This is a genomic window from Halomonas sp. A3H3 (assembly GCF_000982975.1).
Taxonomy (GTDB): Bacteria; Pseudomonadota; Gammaproteobacteria; order Pseudomonadales; family Halomonadaceae; genus Vreelandella; species Vreelandella titanicae.
Genome location: NZ_HG423343.1, coordinates 1,011,789 through 1,038,263 on the forward strand (window position 1 = coordinate 1,011,789; position 26,475 = coordinate 1,038,263).

Genomic DNA, 26,475 nt, shown 5'->3' on the forward strand with positions numbered 1-26,475 from the left:
TTGGATGACGTTAATCCGCCACCAGGAAGTTACGCGTCGAGCCTGATGCTGAGTCACCTTCCAGCACATCGTCTTCACTGCGGTCTTTCAACTTAACACCCGACAATTTGCGCTGACGGGCCTCTTTTAACAGCAGAAAGAAGCGTCTGGCGGCCTCTTCCACCTGCAAACCTGCCGGACGCACATTGGAAATGCAGTTGCGTCGATCGTCCTTGAGCCCCGGCTCGGGCGCCCAGGTCATATACAACCCCAAGCTATCCGGCGAACTCAGCCCCGGTCGTTCGCCGATCATGACGAGCACGGCGTCGGCATTGAGCAGTGCGCCAATTTCGTCGCCAATCGCCACCCGACCCTGCTCGACAAGCGTCAGTGGTGCTAGCTGCCAATCAGCAGCATCGCTACTCAGCATCTGATAAAGCGCGCCAAGAAACGGAGCACTGTTTTGCTGTACAGCCAACGCAGAAAGCCCATCGACCACGACGATCGCAAGGTCATAGCGCTGCTGGGACGCGGCAGCTTTCTGCAGGTGCTCACGGGTCTCGTCGTTAAGGCGACGGCCATAGTCGGGCCGCTGCAGGTACATGGCACGATCCTGAGCATGGCTGTGCAGGCGCAGCGGTGCCTCAGACAAATCCAAAGCTTGGGTCAGCTCGGTGGATAGCGCTTCCACATCCAGCGGACAATGAACCGCATCCTGTGCTTGGGCGTGAGCCAACTGAAACGCCAGCAATTTGCTGGTCGGCAGGCTGACCCCAGCGCGCCCCAGTCCAATTCGCGCATCGGTAAAGGCATTCAGCCGCTCCCAGGGGTTCTCCACCACGATGGGTGATGATGGATCATGTGCCATGGCGAGGCTCCTTGGGCAGGTGGCGCAGGCTGTTGGCAAAGGCGGCCGGAAGCTGGTCGTTGAGCCGGTGGGTGCTAACATCCTGGAAAATCTGCATCTCTTCGAGCCAGCGCTCAAACTCCGGCGCGGCCTTCAGCCCCAGTACCCGCCGTGCATAGAGCGCGTCGTGAAACGAAGTCGTCTGGTAGTTGAGCATGATGTCGTCAGAGCCTGGGATACCCATAATGAAGTTGCAGCCCGCCACGCCGAGCAGCGTGAGCAGGTTATCCATATCATTCTGGTCGGCTTCGGCGTGATTGGTGTAGCAGACATCACAGCCCATGGGCACGCCCAACAACTTGCCGCAGAAGTGATCCTCAAGCCCTGCACGGGTGATCTCCTTGCCGTCGAACAGGTACTCCGGGCCGATAAAACCCACCACGGTGTTCACCAGCAAGGGCTTGAACTTGCGTGCCACCGCGTAGGCGCGGGCTTCGCAGGTTTGCTGGTCGAGCCCGTGGTGAGCGTCGGCGGAAAGCGAGCTGCCCTGGCCGGTTTCGAAATACATCACGTTGCGCCCCACCGTGCCGCGATTGAGCGACTGCGCCGCCGCTTCGGCTTCAGCGAGAGTGCTCAAATCAAAGCCAAAGCTGCGGTTAGTGGCCTCGGTGCCACCGATCGACTGGAAGACCAGATCGACCGGAGCGCCCTGCTCGATCGCTTCCAGAGTGTTCGTTACGTGGGTAAGCACGCAGGACTGGGTGGGGATTTGATACTTCTGAATCACTTCATCCATCAGGCGCATCAGCTTGACGCTCTGGGCGACGTTATCCGTGGCAGGATTGATGCCAATCACCGCGTCGCCGCTGCCGTAGAGCAGGCCATCCAGGATGCTGGCCGCAATACCGGTCACGTCGTCGGTGGGGTGATTGGGCTGAAGCCGGGTGGAAAGCCGTCCCGGCAGGCCAATCGTGTTGCGAAAAGCGGTGGTGACCCGGCACTTCTTGGCCACCAGAATCAAATCCTGATTGCGCATCAGCTTGCTGACGGCAGCGGCCATTTCGGGGGTAATCCCCGTTTTTACTTCTGCTAACACCTCACTGGTAGCGTGGTCGGAGAGCAACCAGTTACGAAAATCGCCGACGGTGAGGTGACAGATGGGGGCGAAAGCGTCGGCGTCATGGTCATCGATAATCAGCCGAGTGATCTCATCCTCTTCGTAAGGAATCAGGGCCTCATTCAAAAAAGTGGTGAGCGGGAGCTCGGCGAGTACCATCTGGGCGACCACCCTCTCTTCGGCACTCTCCGCCATTACACCGGCCAAACGGTCGCCTGAACGGGGTGGCGTGGCTTTAGCCATCAGCTCTGCCAGGCTTGCAAAGCGATAACTGCGACTCCCCACCGTCGTGTGATAGGTCTGCGCCATGAGGCTATCCTTTTTTATTACGATGGCTGTTGTTGATCGCGTTGACATCGCGCTGAAGTACAAAACTTGCTTGTTTCCACCATAGCGTTATCAATAGGGAGGGAGTATCAAGTTTTGGCAAACTCACTAACTTTCGCTTAACTCAAGTAAATACAAAAAGTTAAGGCGTTACATAAATTATGATTAGCCAACTTATCACTGCGAGGGGCGCTTCATGACCACGCTCGACAGCTCATTTGCACCAACAAGGTGCATTCAAGAGGCCTTTGATGCCGATGAGCACGCGCAGAACCTGACGCGATGGCAACAGGAGTACGATCAGCTCAGCCCAGGGAGTTTCTACGGGCGGCTGGATGAGGTGGCACTGGAAACCATGCAGGTCTTCAAGGAGCATACCGGGCAAGCGTTACGTCAGGACTGCCGGGTATGGCCTGAGTCGCTGTGGATCGGTATTCCCACTACCCATCAAGGCTCGCGCATCAATGGACAAGCGCTCAGTGCGGGCGAGGTTATGTGCCGCCCGGGTGGACGTGATTTTGAACTGGTGACACCGGAAGGATTCGACATCTATGGGCTGGTGATCCAGTTGCCCGCCTTGACGGCGGCGGCCAAGCGGCAGGGGGTCAGCCTGGATACACACTGGCACGCCATGCCCCGTCGCCAGGCGGCCGGTGACACCCTTCGCGCCGTGTCGTTCCTTATTGAACGTCTACTCACCAGTCAGACGCTGGCCATCGCCAGCCATATCCATCAAGACATTCTGCTGATGGCGCTACTGGAGTTATTGCAGGTCGAGCAGCCCAGCGCTGAGCTGCCACCCAGCTATGCTCATCGCAAGGAAGTGGTTGATCGCGTCAAGCGCTACGTGGATGAGCATCTGGAAGGCCCCGTGACGATGGAGGAGCTTTGTCAGCTTACCCACGTTAGCCGCCGCACACTGCAGTACAGCTTCACCACCATCCTGGGCATCAGCCCGCTACAGTTCTTACGCCTGACCCGGCTGAACCGCGTGCGCCGGGCGCTGCGGGCGGCATCTCCGCAACAATCGGTCACGGAAATAGCCACCTACTGGGGTTTTTGGCACTTGGGACAGTTCGCCCACGACTACAAGCAGCAGTTCGGAGAGAGCCCATCGCAAACGCTCAGTGCGAAAACGTTATGAGCGAGTCAGTGAATAGCGGCAAATACAAGCCAGCCTCTCAGCCGGCCTGATTAAATGCGAGAGTAGCTAAAAAAGAGCGTCTGCCTAGTTAAAGGTTGGGAGGTGCTTGGATTCACGGCCTGGCAGACCACAGTCAAACCAACTGTGATGTGCCTTGCTGTCTTCCCAAATGTGGTAGTGCAGTTGCGACATCATCACCGGGTCATCTAGAAAATCCAAACGCTCCAGCTTACTCATTGCCGCAGGCCCCATCCTGACTCCGCGTGCAACCCGCTCGGCCCGACGTTGGCGTATTGGCTCGGCATCGGTATGCCGTGATGTGCCTAAAGCAGTAGCCAACGCATTCGGCACAGGATCTACCACCATTTGGGCAAAAGACGGCGCCGCCATTCCGGTATTCATGTGGGAAAGCAACCTCACCATGCGCCGCAGCACACGGGGCGGCTGTGTTTCTTCGGGGATCCGGAAAAGCCGCTTTTGAAAGCAGAACCACCCTAACGAGACACGGCTCGACAGTGCCGATACCGGGATAGACAGCATCAAAGCGACGACGATGGGCGAGAGCCACCACAGAAATGTAGGCTCCATAACGTAAACACCCGCTGCCCACACAGCCCCTATTAGGGTTTGACTCCAATGTGCGCGGAACGCATCCCCCCACGTCGTGTCGCTATTTTCACGTGATGGTGAGCGCCATTGAACCGCCCACCCCATCAATGACGTCAGTACAAAGCGGGTGTGAAACAGCATCCTTACCGGCGCTAATAGCATCGAGAATAGCGACTCGAGAATCATACTTTCCAATACCTTGAGAGGCCCGCCAAATTGACGACTCCCCTGTATCCACACCAGCAATACGCTGAGCAGCTTAGGCAAGAACAGCAGTAACGCCGTCACACCAAACAACCCCACCGCTAAGGTTGGATTCCATTGTGGCCAAACAGGAAACAACATTCCCGGCTCAGGAAAGTAGTCGGGCGTGCTAAAGGTATGCACTGCTAAAAGCGCGGTCGAAAGCACTAAAAAAAGACACCATAGCGGCGCGGAAAGATAAGACATTAAACCGGTCAGGAAAACGGCACGGTGGACGGGGTGGATGCCTTGCGAGAAAAACAGCCGGAAGTTCATCAAATTTCCGTGGCACCAGCGTCTGTCGCGATTGAGTTCATCGAGCAGGTTAGGTGGCATTTCTTCAAAGCTGCCTTCCAATTTGTAGGCAATCCATACCCCCCAACCGGCTCGCCGCATCAGCGCCGCCTCAACAAAATCATGGGATAGTATCTCCCCAGACATCGAGCCTTTACCGGGCAGTGGCGCCAGGATGCAGTGCTGCATAAACGGGGCGAGGCGAATGATCGCGTTATGGCCCCAGTAATGCGACTCACCCAATTGCCAAAAATGGAGCCCGGCAGTAAACAGCGGTCCATACACTCGTGTCGCAAACTGTTGCATCCGAGCGTACAGATTGAGGCGCCCCGAAGCGCGTGGCGCTGTTTGGATAATGCCGACCCTGGAGTGCACCTCCATCATTTGCACCAGTCGCGTCAGGCATTTGCCGCTCATGACACTATCGGCGTCCAACACCACCATATAACGATAGAGCGCCCCCCAGCGGCGGCAAAAATCGTCGAGATTACCGCTCTTGCGTTTGACTCGACGCTGTCGGCGGCGATAGAAAACCTGACCGAAAGCATCCAGATCACGACACAACACCAGCCAGGCATAGGTTTCTTGAATGGCAATATCGGGATCGGACGTATCGCTCAGAATAAAGATGTCGAAATGCCGGTCATTACCCGTACTGCGCAGGGATTCCAGGGTGGCGCGCACCCCGGCAAAGACCCTGGCAACATCCTCGTTACAGATTGGCACCAATAGTGCTGTGCGTGCCTCATCATCAATCGGCTCGTCGCCCACCTCGCTGTCAATGGCGTAGCGGTCATGGCTTCGTAATAGCTGGAAAAATCCCATCAAGGCAGTCCAAAACCCGGCGGATACCCAGGCGAATAGCAACACAAATAACGACAGGATAGCTATCTCAAGCCACTGCAGGCCCTGGCCAGGGAGGACAGTACGCATCTGATTGGCAGCGATGATACTTTGACCGAAAATCAGCACTAGCAAAACCCAGCGTCGCCTAGTGGCGACCCACTTCCAGGACGCGGAGGGTGACTCTCTTCTGCGCCGACGAAAATCACCATTTGCCCAGCGCTTGAAGCGGCGACCAATATTCACGAAAGGATTGGTCGACCACTGCTGGGGCGCCAACGGCGTTCGCTTCATCGGTGGCGCAGTTTGCAGGCGGGTAATACCGGAGGTGTCCGTAGACAGCACGTCTGGCGGCGCTAGCGGCGGCTCTGCATAGGCAAGCGCCAGGCGCCGACCTACTGACAGCGCTGCAGGATCACTATTGTCACCTCTCTGCCAATTACCATCCCCATCACTATCCTCGCTCAACGCAGCGTGTAGCGACGCCATGTCGTGCTTATCAAGATCACCGACCAGTAACTTGTAGCGCTCCTTACGATTCTGGGTCTCCAACGCCAAGCGCTCTAAATAAATATCCGTTGGCGTTGCCTGCGATGAAGACATCATTTCAGCCATTAGCAGGCAGCCTGTAGTACCAGGTTTCGGACATTTGCTTGCCATCGAGCATTAGCTTGGCCCTGATATCCAAGGGCTGGCTGCCATTATTCCGCTTCACATTGACAAATACACGCCAACCGTTGGTCGCTGGGTTATGAACAACGCGGCTAGTCGCCAATTCTCCATTATCGCCCACGCTTGCCTCAACGGTCATATTTGCATCGCTGCCGATACCGGAAAGCGAGGGCCCGATAAAATCGAGGACAAAAGCGAGTGTCCCGTCGGGCTCGCGCACTAGGTTATCGCGCATCACCTCTCCCCGTGAGCGACGTGTTTCTTCAACCCAGGCAAGCTGAGGATCAAGGTGGCGGCTTTCATTGGTTGTGAACGTAATACGGTAATCGAATGCCAGCGGTGTTCCCGGCTCATGGGGTTCATCAGACAGCCACATCGAGACGATATTATCGTTGGTCTCGTTGTCAGTCGGAATCTGAATCAGCTCAACGCTACCCGCCCCCCATTCGTTTTGTGGCTCGACCCAGGCGCTTGGGCGCAGATCATAACGTGCGGCAATATCCTGATAATCGCTAAAATTGTGGCCACGCTGCATCAAGCCATAACCGCGTAACTGAGGTGTTGCATGCCTATTCATCATCAATCTGGCCGGATTGGCTAGCGGGCGCCACAGCCAGCCATTCTGCGCATCATTGATCAAAAGGCCATTAGAATCATGGATTGCCGGGATATAGTGTTGTGTCGAAGAGGGCTGCTCTGGGCCGTAAAGATACATGCTGGTGAGTGGAGCTATCCCTAGTTTCTCGACAGCCCGACGCAAATATAGCCGCGACTGTACGTCGACTATAGTGTCTTCTCCGGGACGCAGCACGAAGCGGTATGCACCGGTCACGCTAGGTGAGTCAAGCAGTGCGAAAATAGTCAAGTACTGGCTTTCCGGGCCAGGTTCGACGATCCATATTTCCTTGAAGCGAGGGAACTCCTCGCCCGAAGGTAGCCCTGTATCAACGGCAAGTCCTCGCCCGGAAAGCCCATAAACCTGCCCTTCGCCAATAGCGCGAAAATAGCTAGCCCCCAGAAAGACCATCACCTCATCTTTGCGATCACCTTCATTGAGTGCATGGTTGATCCTGACCCCGGCAATACCAATGCCATCGCTATTCTTCACTTCGTCGGAGATGTCTAAATCACCGTAGGTAAAATCATCCGGATTATAGGCAAAGCCATGTACCCCCCCCTCCTGATCAACGCTGTTTAATTGGATGGCACTGTCATAATGCATACCCTCATGGATAAAGCTCAGGGTGAACGGTGCGCCTTTACCGCTCCACACATCGCGATCTCGCTTGAACTGTATTTGCGAATACTCCATATAGCTGAGTTCGCGCAGCTCATCAGGCAGAGATGTTTCCGGGGCTCGGTAGCCCTGCTGGGCTAGTTCCTCTGCTTTTCTAGCGACATCATCGAAGCCAAATGCAAAAGCCTCAAGAGGGATGCTTCCAACCAGCAGGCCACCCAGAACGGCGACTGAAAAAAAACCTTTGCAGCTTGAAAATTTACTTAACCGGGTCGATCCACTCATTTAGCGTCATGCTCCTGTACAATCCTTTGACTAAATTCAAATTCGCTTACTTGCCGAATCGACATACGAAAGAGTCCATTCGATCAGCTAAATGCGTCCTTTTGATTTTCTCACCATCCTAAAGCGCGCACCTCGAGCGTATGTGAAGATGAGGTTACGTTTTAGGTATAGCATGAGTCTAGACTACTTGGCACCCCGACTAACCGGGCTTTTTGAAAGGGTTGAGGCTAAAATTAGAATGGGCTCGATTCGTTGAACCGGGAGAACAGGCGCTACCTTAAGCTTATTGTCTATTATAGATAGCAGTTTGGTGGGCGCCCTTCAAAAACGCTCAATGCAAAAACGACCTACTTACCTAGCGCAGCCAGCGCTGGGCAAACTCTTTAGCTGCCAATGGCCGATCAAAGTAGTAGCCTTGGCCCTGGGCACAGCCCATTGCAAGCAATGCGTTAATCTGGTTTTGGTTCTCAATCCCTTCCGCAATGGTTTCAAGGCCCAGCGTGTTTGCCATGGCAATGATCGTTGCCACAATGACACGGTCGTTGTCGCTGGTGAGCATATCGCGGACGAAGGAGATATCGATTTTAATTTTATCGGCGGCGAAGCGCTTTAGGTAGGCAAGCGACGAATACCCGGTGCCAAAGTCATCAATGGAAAGCCCTAACCCTTTGCTCTTTAACACTTCGGTCATAGCAATCGCTTTTTCAGGATTCTCCATGATACCGCTTTCGGTAATTTCCAGGCTAAGTTGTGACGCCTCAACGCCAAAGTCGACACAGCAACCGAGCAGGCCAGTCACCAAATCATCCTCTTCAAACTGCTGGGCGGCAATATTAATCGCTAACTGGCCAGGCATAGAGCGCCCCTGCTCTCGCCATGCGGCAAGTTGCCTGCAGGCTTCCTCTATCACCCAACTGCCGAGCGCGACAATCATGCCTCGCTCCTCGGCAATAGGAATAAATTTACCCGGTGAAACGTCACCCAGTTCCTCATCGTGCCACCGACACAGCGCCTCAGCGCCAATTAACTGGCCGGTGTGCAAATCTACCTGGGGCTGAAAGTGCAGGCTCAGCTGTTTTTCGGCAATGGCGGACGCCAGGCGTTTGGCGATATGCAACTGTTCAGCCACAACGCGCCCCATCCAGGGTTCAAATACACATACGGGAAGCTTTTGCCGCTTGGCTTGATGCATGGCAATGTCGGCGTGTTTCAACAGCTCTAATGGCATTGCCGCATGCTGAGGATATAGCGCCAGACCGATTCCCACAGAAAGCTCAAAGGAGTGTTGCTCAACAATAAACGGTTGCGCGATACTGTCGCACAATTGCTGAGCTGTGGCTAACGCGCTGCTTGCCTCAACACCAGGGCAAACCACCACAAACTCATCACCAGCTAAGCGTGCTAAATACTGTCCCTCCGTCAACGAAGCTGCAAAGCGCTCGGCCACGGCCTTTAGGACTAAATCGCCCAGGTCATGCCCAGCGGTATCATTGATCTCTTTGAAATGATTAAGATCCAGTAGCAATAGCGCCAATTCAGTGGTCTGCGTATCGGCGACCACTCGCTCTAAGTGGAGCATAAAGGCAGCACGGTTGGGCAATTGAGTCCCCGAATCAGAAAAAGCCAATTGGCGAATGCGCACTTCGTCTTGTTGGCGTTCAAGCTCTGAAGCGGCCCGCGCAGCAAATATCTGCAAGACATTGCGCACAACATCCACATCGTCCAGCGGCTTCTTAAACATGACGCCAATAAGCCCCATCGGCTGACCATGGCTATCATCCAGCCGCCGCCCAACATAGCCGTTTACCCACGAAAGCGCCCCGTTGGTTTCAGCAGGCAGCCTAATGGCGGCACCCTCGTGAACGATACACTCTTGCTCCACCATTACCTTATGGCAAGGAACGCCGGGAAGATAATAAGCAAAATTATCCTGGCACTGACCATTTACATACAGCGTTAAGGTATGCGCGATATCGGAATCCTGCTCGTCCAGTAGCGCTATAAACCCCACTTCAGCGGATAACGCTTCGGCCATATGGGCGGTTAGCCGGCGCAGAAACGCTTCGCCATTCTCAGTTGAGACCGCAGTTGCCAAGCTAACAACGGCGTGTTGAAAGCGTTGCTGCTCATTAATGGTGTTGATCAGGGCGGTGTTGTGTCGACCAATGCGCTGCAACGCCTGCTGTTTATATAACAGACGTTCGCGCGTTTGGCTTTCTGCTAACTGACGCGCCAACTCTGCGCCAGCCAACGCCGCAGAGATACGTAACACTTCATCGGCATAAGAAGGAAGCTCCAGGACGGATGAGTGCATTAGCGCAATAGCCCCCAAAAAGCCGCCACCAGGCGCTGCGATGGAGATACCCAAATACCCCTCAACGCTCAGGGAGTCCAGCCGCTGATCATCCGGGAACTGCTGACGAGCAGAAGCAGGCACAAACAACCGTGAGTGTTCCGCGACCTGTTGGCATGGCGTGCTTTGTAGTGAATACGGAGCTGTCTCAATGAACTCACCCTGAGACCACGCTGCCAATGTGCTCACAGTGCCCTGGCGGCTATCGACATATTCAACAACGGCATGATCAACGCCAAGGATACCCGTCAGGGATCGCACAAGGTGTTGAAAAAAGCCCTCTTCACTGACGCAGGTCAACTTATCCGCCAACTGTCGAAAAATCTCTGGTGCAGAAGTAGGGAGCATGTTATTAAGCGCCTTCGGATTTACACATCAAGCTTCTCTCCCGCTCTTGCTGAACAGTATTTAAAAAAAACGCACCGATCCGCCGCATAAACGCCATTCGGTAACCGATCAACGACTAAAGTTTATAAACGCCTAAAGCTTACAAAAGAAAAACCACCCAACATTCAACACCTCACAATCTTCTTTCATAAGATTTTAAACAACCTTCAAACAACCAAAGCAACTTGAACATTAACACTGAAAGCATATTGATAACTTACACTACTAAAGCTGCCCTCAGTTATATGCTTTATAGCTTCGGGCATTTCCACCTATCACACCTATGCTTTTTATTTTTTTTTGGCTACCCAATTAAATCATTACCCCTTAATTACACATTTCACGGCGTAACCAAACGAAACAAAAAGTAACTACAGGCATCCAAATCAACCTTAGAAGATGATATTCAACCTAAACAGTCCTTCATGTCAATAGGTCGTTCCTCAACCATCTAGGTCTAATGGAGGACATTGTGAATAAAACAGAACAGAAACGGCTTGCAGGCAGTATCGGCCGGGCAATTGCCAAACAGCGGGTTCGCAGTCAATTGACCCAAGAGGAAGTTGCTGAGCGCCTAGGTGTTGGTAACGAAGCCGTTTCGCGCATCGAGCGCGGGCGGGTGATCCCCAACATTGTGCGCTTAATAGAGCTTGCTGAAATTTTCAACTGCGAGGCAGCTGAGTTATTTGGGCAAGCCAGTTTTCATATCGATGATCAGTCAAGCAGAATGAAACAGCTTTTAGAGCCTTTAAATCAAAATGATCGACAGCTAGTTATCGATATTGTTGAAAGCTTAACTACACGCCTACAAAAAGGGTAATCAAACACAATGACAAAATCTTATCTCTACAACTTTAAGACCAATCAAAAATTACTACAAAAAATCAACCAAAGGATCACTATAATGTTTGCTATTTCATAAACCCCACACAATAAATTTGATAAGGTGATAATATTAGCCATATAAAATAAATCATCCAACATGAGCACGCTTTATTGGTTGAATGATTGCTTTCATGCTATAGGTAGTCTGATGTAAATAGTCGACACCCGGCATTCAGCAATCGCAGCGTTGAGCTGCAAAGGGGCGTTATGTTCAACACCACCGCGTGGAATCGCCTTCGCTACACCGTTTACGCACCTTTCTACGATGCGGTCGCCGCCCGTGCGTTTCGTAGGCCACGGCGTATTGCGCTTGGACAAGTAGATTGGGAGCCTGGTATGCGGGTGCTGCTGGTAGGGGCTGGCACAGGGTTAGACCTGCCTTTTCTGCCTCATGACATCGAATTGCACGCCACCGATATCGCTCCGGCCATGGTGAAGCGCACGGCAAAAAGAGCCGAGGAGCTTCGCCACGATGTGGAATGTAGTGTGATGGATGCCGAGGCGCTCAACTACCCCGATGAGCACTTTGAGGCCGTCATCATGCATCTGATTATTGCGGTAATGCCTGATCCACAGCGAGGGCTTGCCGAAGCGTACCGCGTGTTAAAACCCGGTGGGCAGCTGTGCGTAATGGATAAGTTCCAGCCAGACGGTCAATCTGTGGGTGCGGGCCGACGTCTTCTGAATGGAGTCACATCGGCACTTGCCACCGACATTACACGCCAAGCACAGCCACTGCTCAGTGAAGCTGGGTTTCAGATTCACCACGACGAACCGGTGCTAATGAATGGTCTATTCCGTGCACTCCTGGCCGTCAAGCCCGCTCCGTCTAGCCGCTAAGCGTGTGACTTTTTACCGCTATGCACAGGCTAGCGATTGCTAATTAAACTATCTAAGCTGTCTGGCTAATTTACCGATACCACTCGGATTCAAGCCAATGACAGTCCACTCCTCTAACCGCACCGGCAAGCTGCTTTTTGCCCTGCTTAGCCGCTTACACCTATATATTGGCCTCTTCGTCGGCCCTTTTATTCTTATCGCGGCACTGTCTGGTATCGCTTACTTGCTTAGCCCACCACTTGAAGAGTGGCTCTACCATGACACCCTATATGGCGTTACTCAGGGCGAGCCTCATTCACTTGCCGAACAGATCACTACGGCCCAGCAATACCTGGGCGAACCAACCCTGCCCAGCGCGGTGCGCCCTGCACCGGCGTTAGGCGACACCACCCGACTCATGTTTAGCGAGCCAGGGCTGGGGCCTTCTGAACATCGGGCGCTGTTTGTCGACCCCATTACCCTGAAAGTCACCGGTGATACGACGGTTTATGGTACCAGCGGTATTTTACCGCTGCGCACCGCGATCGATCATTTTCACCGCCAGCTGTTAATGGGCGAGATGGGGCGTCTCTATAGTGAGCTGGCTGCCTCATGGCTTTGGCTTGCCGCGCTGGGTGGCATAACGCTGTGGATTCGCCAACGCCGCACACTGAAAGCACTGTCAGGCGCCCACACCACACGCCAACGCCACGCAACACTTGGCGTAGTGCTTTCCTTCGGGCTGCTGTTCTTTTCGGCAACGGGGCTCACTTGGTCACAGTGGGCAGGGAGCAATATTGCGGAACTTCGTCATGCCTGGGGCTGGGGCACGCCAAGTGCCTCAACGGCACTGATCGATACCGATAGCCAGGTAGCCGATGAACATGCTGAGCATCACGGCCATATGGCAATGGTGGCCACGTCTATCACGTTAGAGGACTTTGACCGGGCGCTGAGCGCTGCTCGTAAGGCGGGGCTTAGCGCAGCGCGCATCCAACTAACGCCTCCGAGCAGTTCCCAGGAGGCATGGCGGGTAGCGGAAATTGATCGCCAGTGGCCTACGCAGGTAGACCAGGTGGCGCTGCATCCGCAAAGCATGGCTGTGACCGATCAAACCGACTTTACCACCTTCCCACTAGCCGCCAAGCTCACCCGCTGGGGGATTGATCTGCATATGGGCGTACTGTTTGGTATCGCTAATCAAATAGTGCTGGCGTTGATCGCCGCGGGGCTTGTGACGCTGATGGTGTGGGGTTACGTAATGGCGTGGCGGCGGCTACGCACGGCGAGTGGTCAGCGCTTCCCAACGGTGACTGAACCCTGGCTAATGCTTCCGCTTACGACCCAACTCGGCGTGCTGTTCGTCGCTATCACGCTTGGCGTAGCACTGCCCGTACTGGGTGTAAGCTTGGCATGTTTCATCGTGATCGATGCGCTGCGCTGGTCTATTAAAAAGCACTACACTGCCCGCAGCCTTGATGCCCACCAATGAGGTGGACGATGCCAAAAGCCCCCATTAAGCGCTTTCGCCGCTTACCTGATGACGAACAGTCACGTGTTATCGAAATGGCCTGGGAAGGCCGCACACCGTTTGAAGCGATCGAAACGCTGTTTGGCATGAGCGAGCCGGATGTTCTACGTGGATATTGCCCAACGCAATATAAGCGCTGATATCCACTAGCAGATACGAACCTGACCCGACCTCCTCTGAAACAAACCTTCCTCTAAGCACTTATATTGTTATATTATCACATAACATAAAACCATTTAGAGGTGTGCTAGCAATGACTGCGTTTTCTCCCCTGCCCGTCACCGTACTGTCGGGCTTTTTAGGTGCCGGTAAAACCACCGTCCTTAATCATATTCTCGCCAACCGTGAGGGCCGCCGGGTGGCGGTGATCGTTAACGATATGAGCGAGGTGAATATTGACGGTGCGCTGGTGCGCGGCGGCCCTGGCGAGTCGACGTTGGATGGTGATGTAGCACTAAACCGCTCCGAAGAACGCCTGGTAGAGATGAGCAATGGCTGCATCTGCTGCACATTGCGCGAAGACTTGCTGGAAGAGGTCAGCCAACTGGCCCGAGAAGGAAAGTTCGATTACCTAGTGATTGAATCCACTGGGATTTCCGAGCCGCTGCCTATAGCGGAAACGTTTACCTTTGAAGATGAAAGCGGCCAGAGCCTCTCCCACGTCGCCCGGCTGGATACGCTAGTGACCGTAGTGGATGGCGCCAACTTTCTTGAACAGTACCGCGAAGCGCAAAGCCTCGCTGAAGCGGGCGAAAGTTTAGGCGAAGACGACGAGCGCAACGTCGCCGACCTGCTGGTTGATCAAATCGAGTTTTGCGATGTGCTGTTGATCAGCAAGACTGACCTGATCAGTGAGAAAGAGTTAGCAGCGCTGAAGGCGATTCTACACTCGCTGAACCCCGACGCGGAGCTGGTACCGATCACTCAAGGCGGCGTGCCGCTCGATAAAGTGCTGGATACCGGCAGGTTCAATTTCGAGCGTGCCCAGTTGGCACCGGGCTGGCTAAAAGAGATGCGCGGTGAGCATGTGCCCGAAACCGAAGAGTATGGAATTGGCAGCTTTGCCTACCATGCCCGTCGCCCATTCCATCCGCAAAAATTCCACGATCTGCTGAACCAGGAGTGGTTTGGTAAGGGTCTGCTGCGCTCAAAAGGCTTTTTCTGGCTCGCCACTCGCCCTCAAGCCGCTGGTCAGTGGAGCCAGGCGGGCGGCATCGCTCACCACGGCCCAGCCGGGATATTCTGGAAGGCGATTCCCGAAGAGCGTTGGCCAACGGATCCCGAAACGCGTCAGTTTATTATGGAAAAGTGGCAGGAACCGTTTGGCGATATGCGCCAGGAGCTGGTCTTTATCGGTCAGAACCTGGAACAAGATAAAATGCGTGAAGCGCTGGATGGCTGCCTGATAAGCGAAGCGGAACTACTGCAAGGCATGAACGCGTGGAAGAAACTGCCCGATCCATTCCCGTCCTGGGAATAAGTAAGAGCTAATAACGCTTAAACGCAAAGAGAGGCCGCAGCCTCTCTCTTTTTTACTACCTGCACTTTTCTTGCTAAACGCTCTATTGCAGCATGCTGGGCAACCAAGTCGCCAGGCCCGGAAACACTATCAGCACTGCGACCAGCAGCATCGAACAAAGAATGTAGGGAATCGCTGCCGAGTATATTTCTCTCATGGTAGTACCTGCCGGTGCGACCCCTTTCATGACAAACAACAAAAGACCCAAGGGCGGCGTTGAGAAGCTAATTTCAAGCGCCAGTAGAACAACGATACCGAACCACACCAAATCAAACCCAAGCGCCTGGGCGAGCGGGAAAAAGATCGGCACGGTCAGCATCATGATAGAGATCTGCTCCATAAAGGTGCCCAGTACCAGTAGAACAGCAAACATTGCCAGGAGCATCAGAATCGGCGACAGATCAAAGCTGGTTGCCCAGCCGATCAAACCACCCGAAGCGCCTGAGAAACCAAGCAACTGACTGAAGGTAGCCGAGCCAAACACGATCAGGTAGGCCATCAGCGTGACTTTTAATGCCCCGGTGACCGAAAGTTTAAACGCCTCCCAGGTCATGCAGCGGAAAATAAACGCCAGGATAATCACACCTAGCGCGCCAAAGGCTGCAGCCTCTGACGGCGTGGCAAACCCAATCAGCATTAACGTGACGATAATCACCATCACGCTGAGCATGGGTAGAATATCTGTCACAATCAGTTTGAGCTTCGCGCTCATCGGCACCGGCTCAAGCTCATAATTCGGGGCGGCCTGAGGATCCAGCTTGGTCTGAATAAAAATGGTCGCTATATAGAACCCCGCCAGCGTTAGCCCCGGCAAGATACCGGCAATAAGCAGCGCGCCAATATCCACTTTTGCCAAGGTTGCTAACAACACTGCCAGCGCAGAAGGCGGAATAATAATCGCCAGGCCGCCAGTGCCCAGAATCGGGCCAATCGCCATTTTCTTTTTATAGCCCCGCCGCTCCATTTCTGGCACCAGTAGCGAACCCATTAATGCCGTAGAGCCCATGGAGGAGCCACTGAGAGTGGAGAAAGCCGTCCCACCCACCACTGTTACGTAAGATAAACGCCCCGGCACCTTGCCCATTAGCTGGTCAATAGCGTTGAACATTTTCATGCCTAGACCAGTGCGGAAAAACAGCTCGCCCATCAACAGAAACAGCGGGATGGGCACCAAATTAAAACTGGATAGTGCGCCGAAACCGTTGTTGAGCATCTGCAAGATGCCGGTTTGGCCGCCCATAAAGTGCCAGGCACCAATCACATTGGCGGCCAAAAAGGCCAGGGCAATGGGGGTGCCAATCGCCATAAAGATCAAAATCAACGAGAGCAGGAAAGCGAGCGCAAAGTACCATTCCATTATTCTTTAATCCCCGCTTCGCCGCTGTGAAGAATTTCATGGCCCACCACAAAGCGGCCAAATTCGATCGCCATCAGGGTAAAGTTGATGGGGAAAACAATGGTCAGTATCCATTTCGGCACAAAGAAAGCCCGCACGTCATAGTCAGTGCGCTCGATATTAAGCAGCACCAGATCAAGCCCCTTCCACGCCAGCACGCCGCACACCACGACACAGAGCAGCGCTACCCCTCGGCTGAGGATATTTAGCGCTGCTGGCGGCAACACCGAGGTCAGTAGCTCAATATGCACATGCCCTTTTTGGCGCACCAGCCAGGGAGCCCCGAGTAGAGTGAGGTAGAACATGGCGTACTCGGTGGAGAGAAAAAACCATGCAGAGGGCTGAAGACCTAAGTTACGAATCACCACCGAAAGCACCACCGCCACCATCAGCCAAACCAGCATGATGGCGGCCAGCAGGGCCATGCCGTTGAGCAGCAGCAGATAGCCGCGTTGTGCGTAGCGCATAAAAAAACCCTAGAGAAAAGCTAAACAAAGGGGCGCTTGATGACTCGGCGCCCCTACGTTTCTATAGATCGTTGAATTTTTCGATCAGCGTATCGTAGTGCTCAAGCCCCATGGGGTGGCGCTCCATCTGGCCACGCATACGTTCCCAGGTGGCATCCCGGGCAGCGTCTGAGAATCGCTGTGCTGCTTCGCCTTCCAGGGTGATGACCTGCATGCCATCGGCCTCAAGCTGAGCCTGTTGCTCGTTGGCTAATTCAGCCAGTTGTTCGGCGCTGTCGCGCTCATGCTCAATGGCGACTTCCTGAAGAATTTGCTGCGACTCTTCGCTGAGCTGGTTCCACTTATCCAGGTTAACGATCACCCCCATATCGGTGGAGAAGAAGGCAGGGTCAACCCGATAGTTAAGAAAACGATCCCAATTTAGGTCTTTCAGGCCAATTTGAGTCCAGCCAGTCGCGTTCACTACACCCCGCTCCAGGGCCGCGTAAACATCGGTGGTCGGCAGGCTGATTGGCTGAGCGCCCAGGTAGTCCTGGAAGAAGGCGTCATACACCGGATTACTGCGTAGGCGTAGGCCCGAAACGTTTAGGTTACCTTCGCCATCGACGGTGGGCTCATCAATGGTGTAGAAGTTGTAGCTGACCCCGCTGTCGAACCAGCCCAGATAGTAGGTGCCCATCTTCTCCTGATGAATTTCATTAAGCAGGTCGATGCCGCCATTTTCGCGTGCGTAGATAGCGTTAGTGTTCGAGGCGACCATGGCATCGCGCTCTGGTACGGTACCTGCGTAGAAGCTCGCAGCGGTGTAGGCCATATCGACCACGCCGTTGCGAACTGCGTCGGGCTGCTCGGAAAGGCCAATCACTTCAGGGCCGCCGCGTACGTTAATTTGCACCACACCTTCACCGCGTTCGTTGACCTTATCGACGAACTCTAAAAAGCTCTGGGTATAGATCAACGAGGGGGGAAATGCATGCACTGCGTTAATTTGATCAACGGCCAGCACTTGAGTGGAAGCCAGGGCAGTTAGCACGCCCAGGGTAAGGGTTACTTTTTTCATTAGTTTGTCTCCTGCACAAGATAATTTGCGTTATAGCGTTTTTGTTTCTAAACCGTTTTTATAAGCTGCTGTTTATTAACCCTTCTTATAAACGTCTGTTGCAAACGTGCGTGCTGTTGTTAGCAATATACTTCCAGGCCGTTTCTACCCCTTGCTGATAAGGGTACTCTCTGGCGGCTGAGCCGCTGTCCAAGGGAACTGTGCCGTGTACTGTGCTGAGAAATCAGTAATGGTGTCAGCATGCTGGCGGGTCATATCAATATCATCCCAACCGTTAAGCAGCTTGGTGCGCCAAACCGGGCTAATTGAAAAGCTGACTTCTACTTCGGCGACACGGACGACCTGCTTGTCTAAGTCAACGTGTATCGCCGCCGGTGCATCGCCAAGCGCTGATAACAAACGCTCGGCTTCATCCTCTTCCACCACCGCAGGCAGTAAGCCATTATTGACGGCGTTAGAAGCAAAAATATCGCCAAAGCTTGGCGCCACCACACAGCGAAAGCCGTAATCGACCAGTGCATAGACTGCCGCTTCCCGCGATGACCCCGCGCCAAAGTTGCGGCGACTGACCATCACTTCAGCGTCGGCAGCATTAGGGCGATGAAGAATAAACTCTTCGTCCGGTGTGCCCTGCTCGTCGTGGCGAACGTCATAAAGTAAAAACTGACCGTAGCCGACGCTGCGCGGCTCTTTCATAAAGCGCGCGGGAATCAACTGATCGGTATCCACGTTAGCCGCGGCAAGGGCAACGCCAAGGGTGTCTAGTACGGTAATAGGTTGCATTAGCGAGCTCCTGAAGCCTGAACGGATGAATCAACGCCCGCTGTTAACGTACGCACATCGGCTAGCCGCCCACTCACCGCCGCTGCGGCCACCATGGCGGGTGACATCAAATGAGTGCGCGCGCCAGGCCCTTGGCGGCCCTTGAAATTGCGATTGGTGGTCGAGGCGCAGCGTTCGCCGCTGGCCACTAAATCACCGTTCATACCCACGCACATGGAGCAACCGGAGTGGCGCCACTCAAGCCCGGCATCAATAAAGATACGGTCTAACCCTTCGGCTTCGGCCTGGGTTTTCACCAGGGTTGAGCCTGGCGAGACCACGCCGGGCACGCGGCTTTTGTGGCCTGCCAGGACAGCCGCAGCGGCCCGTAAATCTTCAATACGCGCGTTGGTACAAGAACCGATAAAGACCCGATCAATGTTGATATCGGTGAGTTTTTGGCCCGCCGTTAAGCCCATATAGGCCAAGCTCTCCCGAGCCTGGCGCGCTTTCGCGGGATCACTCAATTTCTCAGGGTCGGGCACAGCGCGATCAATCGGCAGCGCTTCTTCGGGCGAGACGCCCCAGGTCACCGTCGGCGCGATTTCGTCCGCATGCAGCGTCACTTCAAGATCAAAACGGGCGCCTGGGTCGCTGTAGAGCGTGGCCCAATAGGTGCAGGCTTGCTCGAAGGCTCCCCCTTTCGGACTCCAGGGGCGGTCACGCAAATAGTCAAAGGTGGTTTGGTCTGGAGCAATCATGCCGCAGCGGCCGCCGCCTTCAATGGAGAGATTACACAGCGTGAGACGCGCTTCCATGGAGAGCGAGCGGATCGCCTCGCCAGCGTACTCAATGGCATAACCCCGTGCGCCGTCGGCGCCTAGCCGCGAAATCCAGGTGAGCGCAATATCTTTGGCGGTGATGCCCTCGGCGAGTTGGCCCTCGACGCTAATCCGCATCACCTTGGGCTTGCTCTGCCACAAGGTTTGCGTGGCCAGCACGTGGGCCACTTCCGAGGCGCCAATGCCAAAGGCAATGCTGCCAAAAGCGCCATGGGTGGCGGTATGGCTATCGCCGCACACCATCACCATGCCGGGCTGAGTGAGTCCCTGCTCGGGGCCTAGCACATGAACAATGCCCTGACGCGGGTCATCGAGACCAAACAGCGTCACCCCATGCCGCTGGGTATTGTGGGAGAGCTGCTCAATCATCGAGCGCACTTTGGGGTCGGCAACACCTGCCAGGTCGCGAGTCAGCGTTGGTACGTAGTGGTCAGCAATACCAAAGGTTAAATCGGGCCGTGCAACGGGCAACTGGCGTTCAGCCAGCTTATTGAACGCGTGGAAGGAGCCTTCGTGGACAAAGTGGCGGTCAATCCACAGCAGGCTCTGACCGCTTTCACTGCGGTGAACCTCGTGGGCGCGCCAAACTTTGTCAAACAGCGTTGTTGGGGTACTCATGGTCGTCGCTCGTTGCCTCGGCCTTCGTTAGACTTATCGTTCTCACCCAATACAACTAGCGCAATTTCACAACACAGGTCAAATGTATTTTTTGTAATTTTAAATCTGTATTAAATCTAATACATTAAAAAATCAACCAATCACACTACTCAGCCTTCCCTCTGGTCGGCATTCCGCCCACCTTGGGCTCCCAGTAGCGGGAGTTATCGTCACCGTTACGCTCCAGGTCAATTTGAAAGCGATAACGATCAGGACGATAGAGCGCATCCAAGTGCTCGACGCCTCGACCCTGCTCGTCGTACACCACCCGGGTAAGTGAAATCAGCGGCGAGCCAACGGCAACATCCAGCGCTTCCGCGACCTCGTGACTGGCCAGAGTGGCGGAAATCGATTGGGAGGCGTGATCAACTTTCACGCCGCTGCGCTCCAGCAGAACAAACAGCGGTGTATGGGCTAAATCCATCTCGTTGTAGTGCAGGGCAATCGATTCAGGCACGTGGGTTACCAAATGGGAAAACGGCTTGTCGTCGACCATACGCACCCGCACCGAGCGCTGAACCTTTCCGCTCGGCCCCATGCCCAGCCGCTCGCGAATCATTTCCGGTGGCAGCACATAGGCAAACTCCAGCAGCCGCACCTGGGAAGCCTGGCTCATCTTGACCATATTGGGCATTAGGTTAGACACGCTGGCGGTCATCACCGTGGCATCCAACGGCTGCTCCAACACCACCGTGCCCACGCCGGCTTTACGCTCTACCAATCCTGTCGTTTGCAGCGCTTCCATCGCACGTCGAACGGTGACGCGTGACACGCCATGTTGCTCGGCCAGTTTATTTTCGCCTGGCAGTTTACTGCCCGCTGGCAGCCGCCCACTCAAAATAGCGTCTTTCAACAGCAGGTAGATGCGGTGTGATTTGGTGCCGCCCACCGCGGAGGGTTGTGCCTCACTCATCCACGCCTCTCTTTAGAAAATGGTTAAAAAATTCAAATCTGGCTTGACGTAGGGATAATAATAGACATAAAAATGTATTACATATAATACATATTGATAGCCAATCAATAATACAACTGCTGCTGCCCCTTTGAGAGCCATTATTACAGAACCAGCGCTCTTAAGTATCACTAACTAGGTGGCCTCATATTCGCCGCTGACGCTTACTTAAAACAGATGAGATCGCTATGACACGCCCACACCGCTCTTCAAACCAGGCTTCACAGCACGTTTCACAACAGTCCGCCCAGCTTAGACAGCAACTGAAAGATAGCTCCATTGTGGTCGCCCCCGGTGTGTTTGATGCGTTAGGCGCATCCCTAGCTGAGCAAGCGGGCTTCGATACGGTCTACCTTTCCGGCGCCAGTCTGGCTTACACCCAACTGGGGCGGCCGGATATTGGCCTGCTCAGCATTACTGAAATTTGCACCGCCATGTCGCATATTCGCGAGCGCACCAATTTATCCGTGGTCGTGGATTGCGACACCGGCTTTGGTAACGCCATGAACGTGATGCGCAGCGTTAGACTGCTGGAGCGCGCTGGCGTTAACGCCATTCAGCTTGAGGATCAAACCTACCCCAAGCGCTGCGGTCACTTGCGCGGTAAAACCCTGGTCTCCAAAAGCGAAATGGTCGGTAAGTTGCATGCCGCACTGGACGCCCGTGAAAATGACAACACACTTATTATTGGCCGAACCGATGCGCTGGGCGTGGAAGGCACCGACAGCGCCATTGAGCGCGCCCAAGCCTATTATGAAGCTGGCGTGGATATGCTGTTTATCGAAGGTATCCGTAGTGACGAAGATATCAGCAAAATCATGACCCAGTTCAAAGGCAAGGTGCCCATCATGGCCAATATGGTCGAGGGGGGTGACACGCCGCTGCAGAACGCTCAGGCGCTTGAAGACCTAGGCTTCTCGCTGGTGATTTTCCCCGGCGCACTGGTGCGGGCGATTACCTACATGGCCAGCCGTTTCTTTGCCACGCTTAAGCAGGATGGCACCACCGATGCCTTCCGCGACCAAATGCTCGATTTCAAACAGCTTAACGACTATTTAGGCACCCAGGCGATGCTGGAGCTCGGCGAGCAGTACGACAATCGCTAGTGCCTCTCATCAAACCGTGCCCAATATTTATAAGTGCGAATAAATAACTATTCAGGAGACGACGATGCAGACCACCGACAAAACGGCGAGAGAGATTTTTAACGACGTCATGGCCAACCCTCAGCGGGTACCCTTTGGCTTTGGCAACAAAGCGGTGCTGGTGAATGTCGACCCACAAAAGGCCTATACCCGCACCGATCTCTTCAAAACCGCCTATGAAACAGACCCCAAGCAGTTGGAGTACACCAACCAACTGGCCCGCGGTTTTCGGGAGAAAGGCTGGCCGGTGGTTTGGACCCACGTGGCGTTTCTAGACTCCGCCGAAGACGCCGGGGTTTGGGGTACTCGTACCGATACGCCTGATTCGTTGCAAAACATTAAGTATGGCTCTGAACGCGCTGAATTCGACGAGCGCTGCGAGATAGACCGCAGCCGTGATGTGATCTACACCAAGCGTATGCCCTCGGCATTTTTTGAAACGCCGCTGCAGTCGCTGCTGGTGTGGCATCAGATCGATACGGTGATCATCACAGGCGGCTCTACTTCCGGCTGCATTCGCGCCACCGCCGTGGAGAGCCTGTCCCGGGGCTACCGCACCATCGTGCCCATGGAGTGCGTCGCGGATAAACACGAAAGCTATCACTACGCCAACCTGACCGACCTGCATCTCAAGTATGCCGACGTTCTGCCGGTTGCCAATGTACTCGAATGGCTAAATGGCAACACCTAAGGACTACCAAGTTTCAAAGGAGCCGGTTATGAAAGAGTCACTAGGCGTTTACGACTACTGGGCCTACGACCAACGCCCTAAAATCGAGTGGCCAGGAGGCGCCAAGGTGGCCTTCTGGGTAGCACCCAATATCGAGTATTACGAACTCGACCCACCGCTGAACCCCCAGCGTAACCCTTGGCCGCATCCGCACCCTTCGGTACCCGGCTACAGCATTCGCGATTACGGCAACCGGGTTGGCCACCAGCGCCAGATGACCCTGCTGGATAAGTACGGCATTCGTGGCTCGGTGTCACTTTCGGTCGCACTGTGCGAGCACCACCCCGAGATTATCCAGATGTGCAAAGAGCGCGACTGGGAGTTTTTCAGCCACGGCATTTACAACACCCGCTACACCTATGGGTTGAGCGAAGCCCAGGAGCGGGCAATGATCCGTGACAGCATGGAGACCATTTACCGCCATACTGGCCAGGCTTGTGCAGGTTATCTGGCGCCCGCGCTTTCCCATTCAGAGCGCACCCTGGATCTATTTGCCGAAGTGGGCGAAGAGTTATTCGGTGACAAAGGAGGGATTTACACCTGTGATCTCTTCCACGATGACCAGCCGACGCCGGTCAGCGTTCGCTCCGGCAAACGTTTTATCTCCATGCCTTACTCGCTGGAGATGAACGACACCATCGTCTACGCGGTGAATAAAGTAGAGCCGCGCCAGTACGCCACCATGCTCAAGCGCCACTTTGACCGCCTCTATGCCGAGGGCGCGGAGTCCGGCACAGTGATGTGCATTCCCACTCATAACTATCAGGTGAGCTGCCCGCATCGTATTAAGGCGTTCGAAGAGGCGCTGGAGTACATCACCGGCCACCCGGATGTGTGGGTCGCTACCGGCCGCGAGATTGCTGATTACTACTTGGCCAACTATTACGATGCCGCCCTCGACAGTATGGCGGCCCAGGCCACCACTGCAGGCAAACAGGGGTAACGCTATGGCGCTTCACGACGACTATCTCGACTACCCCTACCGCCGCCACGGCTACGACCATAAGCGCTATGCATGGTCGATGCTGAGCGAACGAGCGCCGGTCACCTGGCCCGAAGGCAAAACCCTGGCGGTGTGGGTCAATATTTCGCTGCAGTTCTACCCGCTGAACCAGCGCGGCAAGCCGTTTAAAGTACCTAACGGCATGACCATGCCCTACCCGGATCTACGCCACTTCTCGCTGCGGGATTACGGCAACCGGGTGGGCATCTATCGGGTACTCAAAGCACTGGCGGCACACAACATCACGCCTACCTTTGCGATGAATGCGCAGTTGGCTGAGCAGACGCCCTACTTAGTTCAGCGTTTGAAAGAGCACGGCGGTGAATTTATCGCCCACGGCTGGAACATGGATCACCTGCACTACGGCGGCCAGCCGATTGAAGAGGAAACCGAGCTGGTCAAGCGCTCTGTGGCCACCCTGCGCCGCGTCACCGGTCAACCTATTCGCGGCTGGCTAAGCCCCGCCAAGCACCAAAGCTTCAACACCCCTGACCTGCTGGCAGAAAACGGCATTGAGTACTGCGCCGACTGGGTGAACGACGATATGCCTTACTCTTGTGAAACCAAGACAGGCAGTTTGACCATGATGCCGCTGGCCACTGAGATCGAAGACCAGTTTGTGATGAGCCAGAACCTGCACTCGGAAGATTCCTGGGTGACCCAGGTGAAAGACGCTTTCGATTTTCTGTTGGAAGAGTCTCGCGAGCAGGGCGGTCGTTTATTCGCCTTAAACCTCCACCCTTGGCTGGTGGGCCAGCCCCATCGCATTGCCTGCCTGGAAGAAGTGCTGGCCCATATCAGCGGCCACCCAGACGTATGGCAAGCCCCAGCAGGCGAAATTCTTGATGCGTTTCAAAATGCAGCGGAGCAGGTGTAATGGCAATTATTCCCTATGCCCACGATAGCTTTGATGCCCACCTGCCGCTGTTGATTATTGGCGCAGGGGCCTGCGGATTGGTGGCGGCACTCGCCGCCCAAGAGTCAGGAGTAGAGCTGGCGATATTGGAGCGTGATGCACTGCCCCGCGGCAGCACGGCGATGTCGTCAGGCTTTATTCCTGCTGCCAATACGCGCTTTCAGCATAATTTGGGCGTCACTGACTCTGCTGAAGCCATGGCGGAAGATATTCAAAAGAAGAACGGTTTTGAAGCAGACCCAGCTATTGTCGAACTACTCGCTACTCAATCAGGCCACACCATCGAGTGGCTGGCGGATCAGCACGGCGTGCCCTTTGAACTGGTGGAGGGCTTTCTCTACCCCGGCCACCGCCACCTGCGCATGCATGCTACGCCACGGCGAACCGGTGAAGAGCTAATGGGGGCGCTGCTCAATGCCGCCGAAGCGGCAGGCATTGATATTTTGGCCCAGGCGCGAGTAGTGGATTTGCACGTTGATGACACTCAGCGAGTGCGGGGCGTAACCATTGAGCGCCCGGATGGCAGTCGCGAAAGCATTGGCTGCGACGCGCTGATTCTGGCCTGCAACGGCTACGGCGGTAATGTTGAACTGGTAGAGCGCTATCTGCCCACGCTCAAACACGCGCTCTACTACGGCCATGAGGGAAACCAGGGCGATGCACTGCTGTGGGGGCAGGCCATGGGCGCCAGTACAAAAGATCTGGGTGCATGCCAGGGCCACGGCTCGCTGGCAACACCCCACCAGATTTTGATTAGCTGGGCGCTGATGATGCAGGGCGGCATTCAGGTCAATCTAAACGGCAAGCGATTCTCAAACGAGCACGGCGGCTACTCCGAACAGGCAGCCAAAGTGCTGGCGCAGCCGGAGCAGGTAGCCTGGAATCTATTCGATGCGCGCATACAGGAATCTGCCCAGGCCTTTGAGGATTACCGTAACGCCCAAGAGAGCGGCGCGGTACGCAGCTTTGCCACCCTTGAAGAGATGGCAGCTGGATTGGGCCTGCCACTAACAGCGCTGCAGACCACCTTTGCGGCGATGCAGCAGCATGCCGAAGAGCAAACGCCCGATACGTTTGGCCGCCATTTTGAACCTGCTAATTTGCTCAAACCACCCTACTACGCCATTCGGGTCACCGGTGCGCTGTTTCACACCCAGGGCGGTTTAGAGGTCAACCCCACCGCGCGGGTACTCAATACCCATGGGCAAGCATTACCCAACCTGTTCGCCGCAGGCGGTGCCGCCCGCGGTGTTTCAGGTTCCAACGACAGCGGCTATCTTTCTGGCAACGGCCTGCTTAGCGCCGTGGTGCTGGGTGCCATAGCGGGTAAAAGTGCCGCGGAGTTGCTGCACTTAAAGTTAAGCTCAGCGGCACTCCCTTGAGCCACTACACCACTAAGTACAGGGCGCCACCCGTTGGCGCCCTGCCTGACAGGCGCGCCTTGAGCTGGGTAA

Annotated in this window: 22 protein-coding genes; 11 read left to right on the plus strand and 11 right to left on the minus strand. The window is 54.8% G+C overall.

The genetic code is table 11. The features are described from left to right. Positions 1-10: 10 nt before the first annotated feature. Both eutC and HALA3H3_RS04410 read right to left on the minus strand, forming a co-directional pair. Entirely contained in the window at positions 11-847 is an 837-nt protein-coding gene (eutC, locus tag HALA3H3_RS04405) for an ethanolamine ammonia-lyase subunit EutC (RefSeq protein ID WP_022520109.1), read from the minus strand. Beyond that, complete coding sequence (locus tag HALA3H3_RS04410) at positions 837-2,252, minus strand: ethanolamine ammonia-lyase subunit EutB (RefSeq protein ID WP_022520110.1); 1,416 nt, start codon at positions 2,250-2,252, stop codon at positions 837-839. The genes eutC and HALA3H3_RS04410 overlap by 11 nt, the downstream gene beginning before the upstream one ends. A 214-nt stretch (positions 2,253-2,466) precedes the next feature. Between HALA3H3_RS04410 and HALA3H3_RS04415 the strand changes: the two genes are divergently transcribed. Then, positions 2,467-3,414, plus strand: coding sequence for a helix-turn-helix domain-containing protein (locus HALA3H3_RS04415; RefSeq protein WP_022520111.1), 948 nt, complete (start codon positions 2,467-2,469; stop codon positions 3,412-3,414). 84 nt (positions 3,415-3,498) lie between these two features. Here the strand turns inward: HALA3H3_RS04415 and mdoH are convergent, their stop codons facing one another. From mdoH to HALA3H3_RS04430, 3 genes are all read right to left on the minus strand, one after another. After that, complete coding sequence (gene mdoH / locus HALA3H3_RS04420; RefSeq protein ID WP_022520112.1) at positions 3,499-6,018, minus strand: glucans biosynthesis glucosyltransferase MdoH; 2,520 nt, start codon at positions 6,016-6,018, stop codon at positions 3,499-3,501. Next, positions 6,011-7,597: a glucan biosynthesis protein G gene (locus HALA3H3_RS04425; protein ID WP_022520113.1), complete on the minus strand. Its 1,587-nt coding sequence runs from the start codon at positions 7,595-7,597 to the stop codon at positions 6,011-6,013. The genes mdoH and HALA3H3_RS04425 overlap by 8 nt, the downstream gene beginning before the upstream one ends. A 355-nt stretch (positions 7,598-7,952) precedes the next feature. Further along, the gene (locus HALA3H3_RS04430; RefSeq protein ID WP_022520114.1) at positions 7,953-10,298 is read right to left on the minus strand and encodes a putative bifunctional diguanylate cyclase/phosphodiesterase; all 2,346 of its coding nucleotides are present in this window, start codon (positions 10,296-10,298) and stop codon (positions 7,953-7,955) included. 499 nt (positions 10,299-10,797) lie between these two features. Between HALA3H3_RS04430 and HALA3H3_RS04435 the strand changes: the two genes are divergently transcribed. The 5 genes from HALA3H3_RS04435 to zigA all read left to right on the plus strand — a co-directional run bounded on the left by HALA3H3_RS04435 (position 10,798) and on the right by zigA (position 15,052). After that, the gene (locus tag HALA3H3_RS04435) at positions 10,798-11,157 is read left to right on the plus strand and encodes a helix-turn-helix domain-containing protein (RefSeq protein WP_081742548.1); all 360 of its coding nucleotides are present in this window, start codon (positions 10,798-10,800) and stop codon (positions 11,155-11,157) included. Positions 11,158-11,429: 272 nt separating this feature from the next. Further along, complete coding sequence (locus HALA3H3_RS04440; RefSeq protein WP_009288375.1) at positions 11,430-12,062, plus strand: class I SAM-dependent methyltransferase; 633 nt, start codon at positions 11,430-11,432, stop codon at positions 12,060-12,062. Positions 12,063-12,159: 97 nt separating this feature from the next. After that, complete coding sequence (locus HALA3H3_RS04445) at positions 12,160-13,533, plus strand: PepSY-associated TM helix domain-containing protein (protein ID WP_022520116.1); 1,374 nt, start codon at positions 12,160-12,162, stop codon at positions 13,531-13,533. An 8-nt stretch (positions 13,534-13,541) separates the two neighbouring features. Further along, on the plus strand, positions 13,542-13,712 hold the full coding sequence (locus HALA3H3_RS04450) for a DUF2805 domain-containing protein (protein ID WP_022520117.1): 171 nt from the start codon (positions 13,542-13,544) through the stop codon (positions 13,710-13,712). Between the two features lie 113 nt (positions 13,713-13,825). Beyond that, positions 13,826-15,052, plus strand: a complete 1,227-nt coding sequence (zigA, locus tag HALA3H3_RS04455) for a zinc metallochaperone GTPase ZigA (RefSeq protein ID WP_022520118.1) — start codon at positions 13,826-13,828, stop codon at positions 15,050-15,052. 82 nt (positions 15,053-15,134) lie between these two features. Here zigA and HALA3H3_RS04460 read toward each other — a convergent pair whose 3' ends face one another. The 6 genes from HALA3H3_RS04460 to HALA3H3_RS04485 all read right to left on the minus strand — a co-directional run bounded on the left by HALA3H3_RS04460 (position 15,135) and on the right by HALA3H3_RS04485 (position 21,188). Further along, entirely contained in the window at positions 15,135-16,448 is a 1,314-nt protein-coding gene (locus HALA3H3_RS04460) for a TRAP transporter large permease (protein WP_022520119.1), read from the minus strand. Beyond that, positions 16,448-16,954 (minus strand): TRAP transporter small permease, encoded by a 507-nt coding sequence (locus HALA3H3_RS04465; protein WP_022520120.1) that lies wholly within the window; start codon positions 16,952-16,954, stop codon positions 16,448-16,450. Before HALA3H3_RS04465 ends, HALA3H3_RS04460 begins: the two co-directional genes overlap by 1 nt. A gap of 61 nt (positions 16,955-17,015) precedes the next feature. After that, positions 17,016-18,014 carry a TRAP transporter substrate-binding protein DctP gene (gene dctP, locus HALA3H3_RS04470; RefSeq protein ID WP_022520121.1) on the minus strand — a complete coding sequence of 333 codons (999 nt, stop codon included), beginning with the start codon at positions 18,012-18,014 and terminating at the stop codon, positions 17,016-17,018. Positions 18,015-18,158: 144 nt separating this feature from the next. Beyond that, positions 18,159-18,797 (minus strand): 3-isopropylmalate dehydratase small subunit, encoded by a 639-nt coding sequence (gene leuD / locus HALA3H3_RS04475; protein WP_022520122.1) that lies wholly within the window; start codon positions 18,795-18,797, stop codon positions 18,159-18,161. After that, positions 18,797-20,236: a 3-isopropylmalate dehydratase large subunit gene (gene leuC, locus HALA3H3_RS04480; RefSeq protein ID WP_022520123.1), complete on the minus strand. Its 1,440-nt coding sequence runs from the start codon at positions 20,234-20,236 to the stop codon at positions 18,797-18,799. Before leuC ends, leuD begins: the two co-directional genes overlap by 1 nt. A 145-nt stretch (positions 20,237-20,381) precedes the next feature. Beyond that, positions 20,382-21,188, minus strand: coding sequence for a GntR family transcriptional regulator (locus HALA3H3_RS04485; RefSeq protein WP_022520124.1), 807 nt, complete (start codon positions 21,186-21,188; stop codon positions 20,382-20,384). 227 nt (positions 21,189-21,415) lie between these two features. On the opposite strand from HALA3H3_RS04485, the gene HALA3H3_RS04490 reads away from it, so the two are divergent. The 5 genes from HALA3H3_RS04490 (at position 21,416) to HALA3H3_RS04510 (ending at position 26,403) form a co-directional block, all read left to right on the plus strand. Next, complete coding sequence (locus HALA3H3_RS04490; RefSeq protein WP_022520126.1) at positions 21,416-22,333, plus strand: isocitrate lyase/PEP mutase family protein; 918 nt, start codon at positions 21,416-21,418, stop codon at positions 22,331-22,333. Positions 22,334-22,397: 64 nt separating this feature from the next. Continuing rightward, positions 22,398-23,063, plus strand: coding sequence for an isochorismatase family protein (locus tag HALA3H3_RS04495; RefSeq protein WP_022520127.1), 666 nt, complete (start codon positions 22,398-22,400; stop codon positions 23,061-23,063). 28 nt (positions 23,064-23,091) lie between these two features. Then, positions 23,092-24,045, plus strand: coding sequence for a polysaccharide deacetylase family protein (locus tag HALA3H3_RS04500; protein ID WP_022520128.1), 954 nt, complete (start codon positions 23,092-23,094; stop codon positions 24,043-24,045). Positions 24,046-24,049: 4 nt separating this feature from the next. After that, positions 24,050-24,982 carry a polysaccharide deacetylase family protein gene (locus HALA3H3_RS04505; protein WP_022520129.1) on the plus strand — a complete coding sequence of 311 codons (933 nt, stop codon included), beginning with the start codon at positions 24,050-24,052 and terminating at the stop codon, positions 24,980-24,982. After that, positions 24,982-26,403, plus strand: coding sequence for an FAD-dependent oxidoreductase (locus tag HALA3H3_RS04510; RefSeq protein WP_022520130.1), 1,422 nt, complete (start codon positions 24,982-24,984; stop codon positions 26,401-26,403). Before HALA3H3_RS04505 ends, HALA3H3_RS04510 begins: the two co-directional genes overlap by 1 nt. Positions 26,404-26,475: the final 72 nt, after the last annotated feature.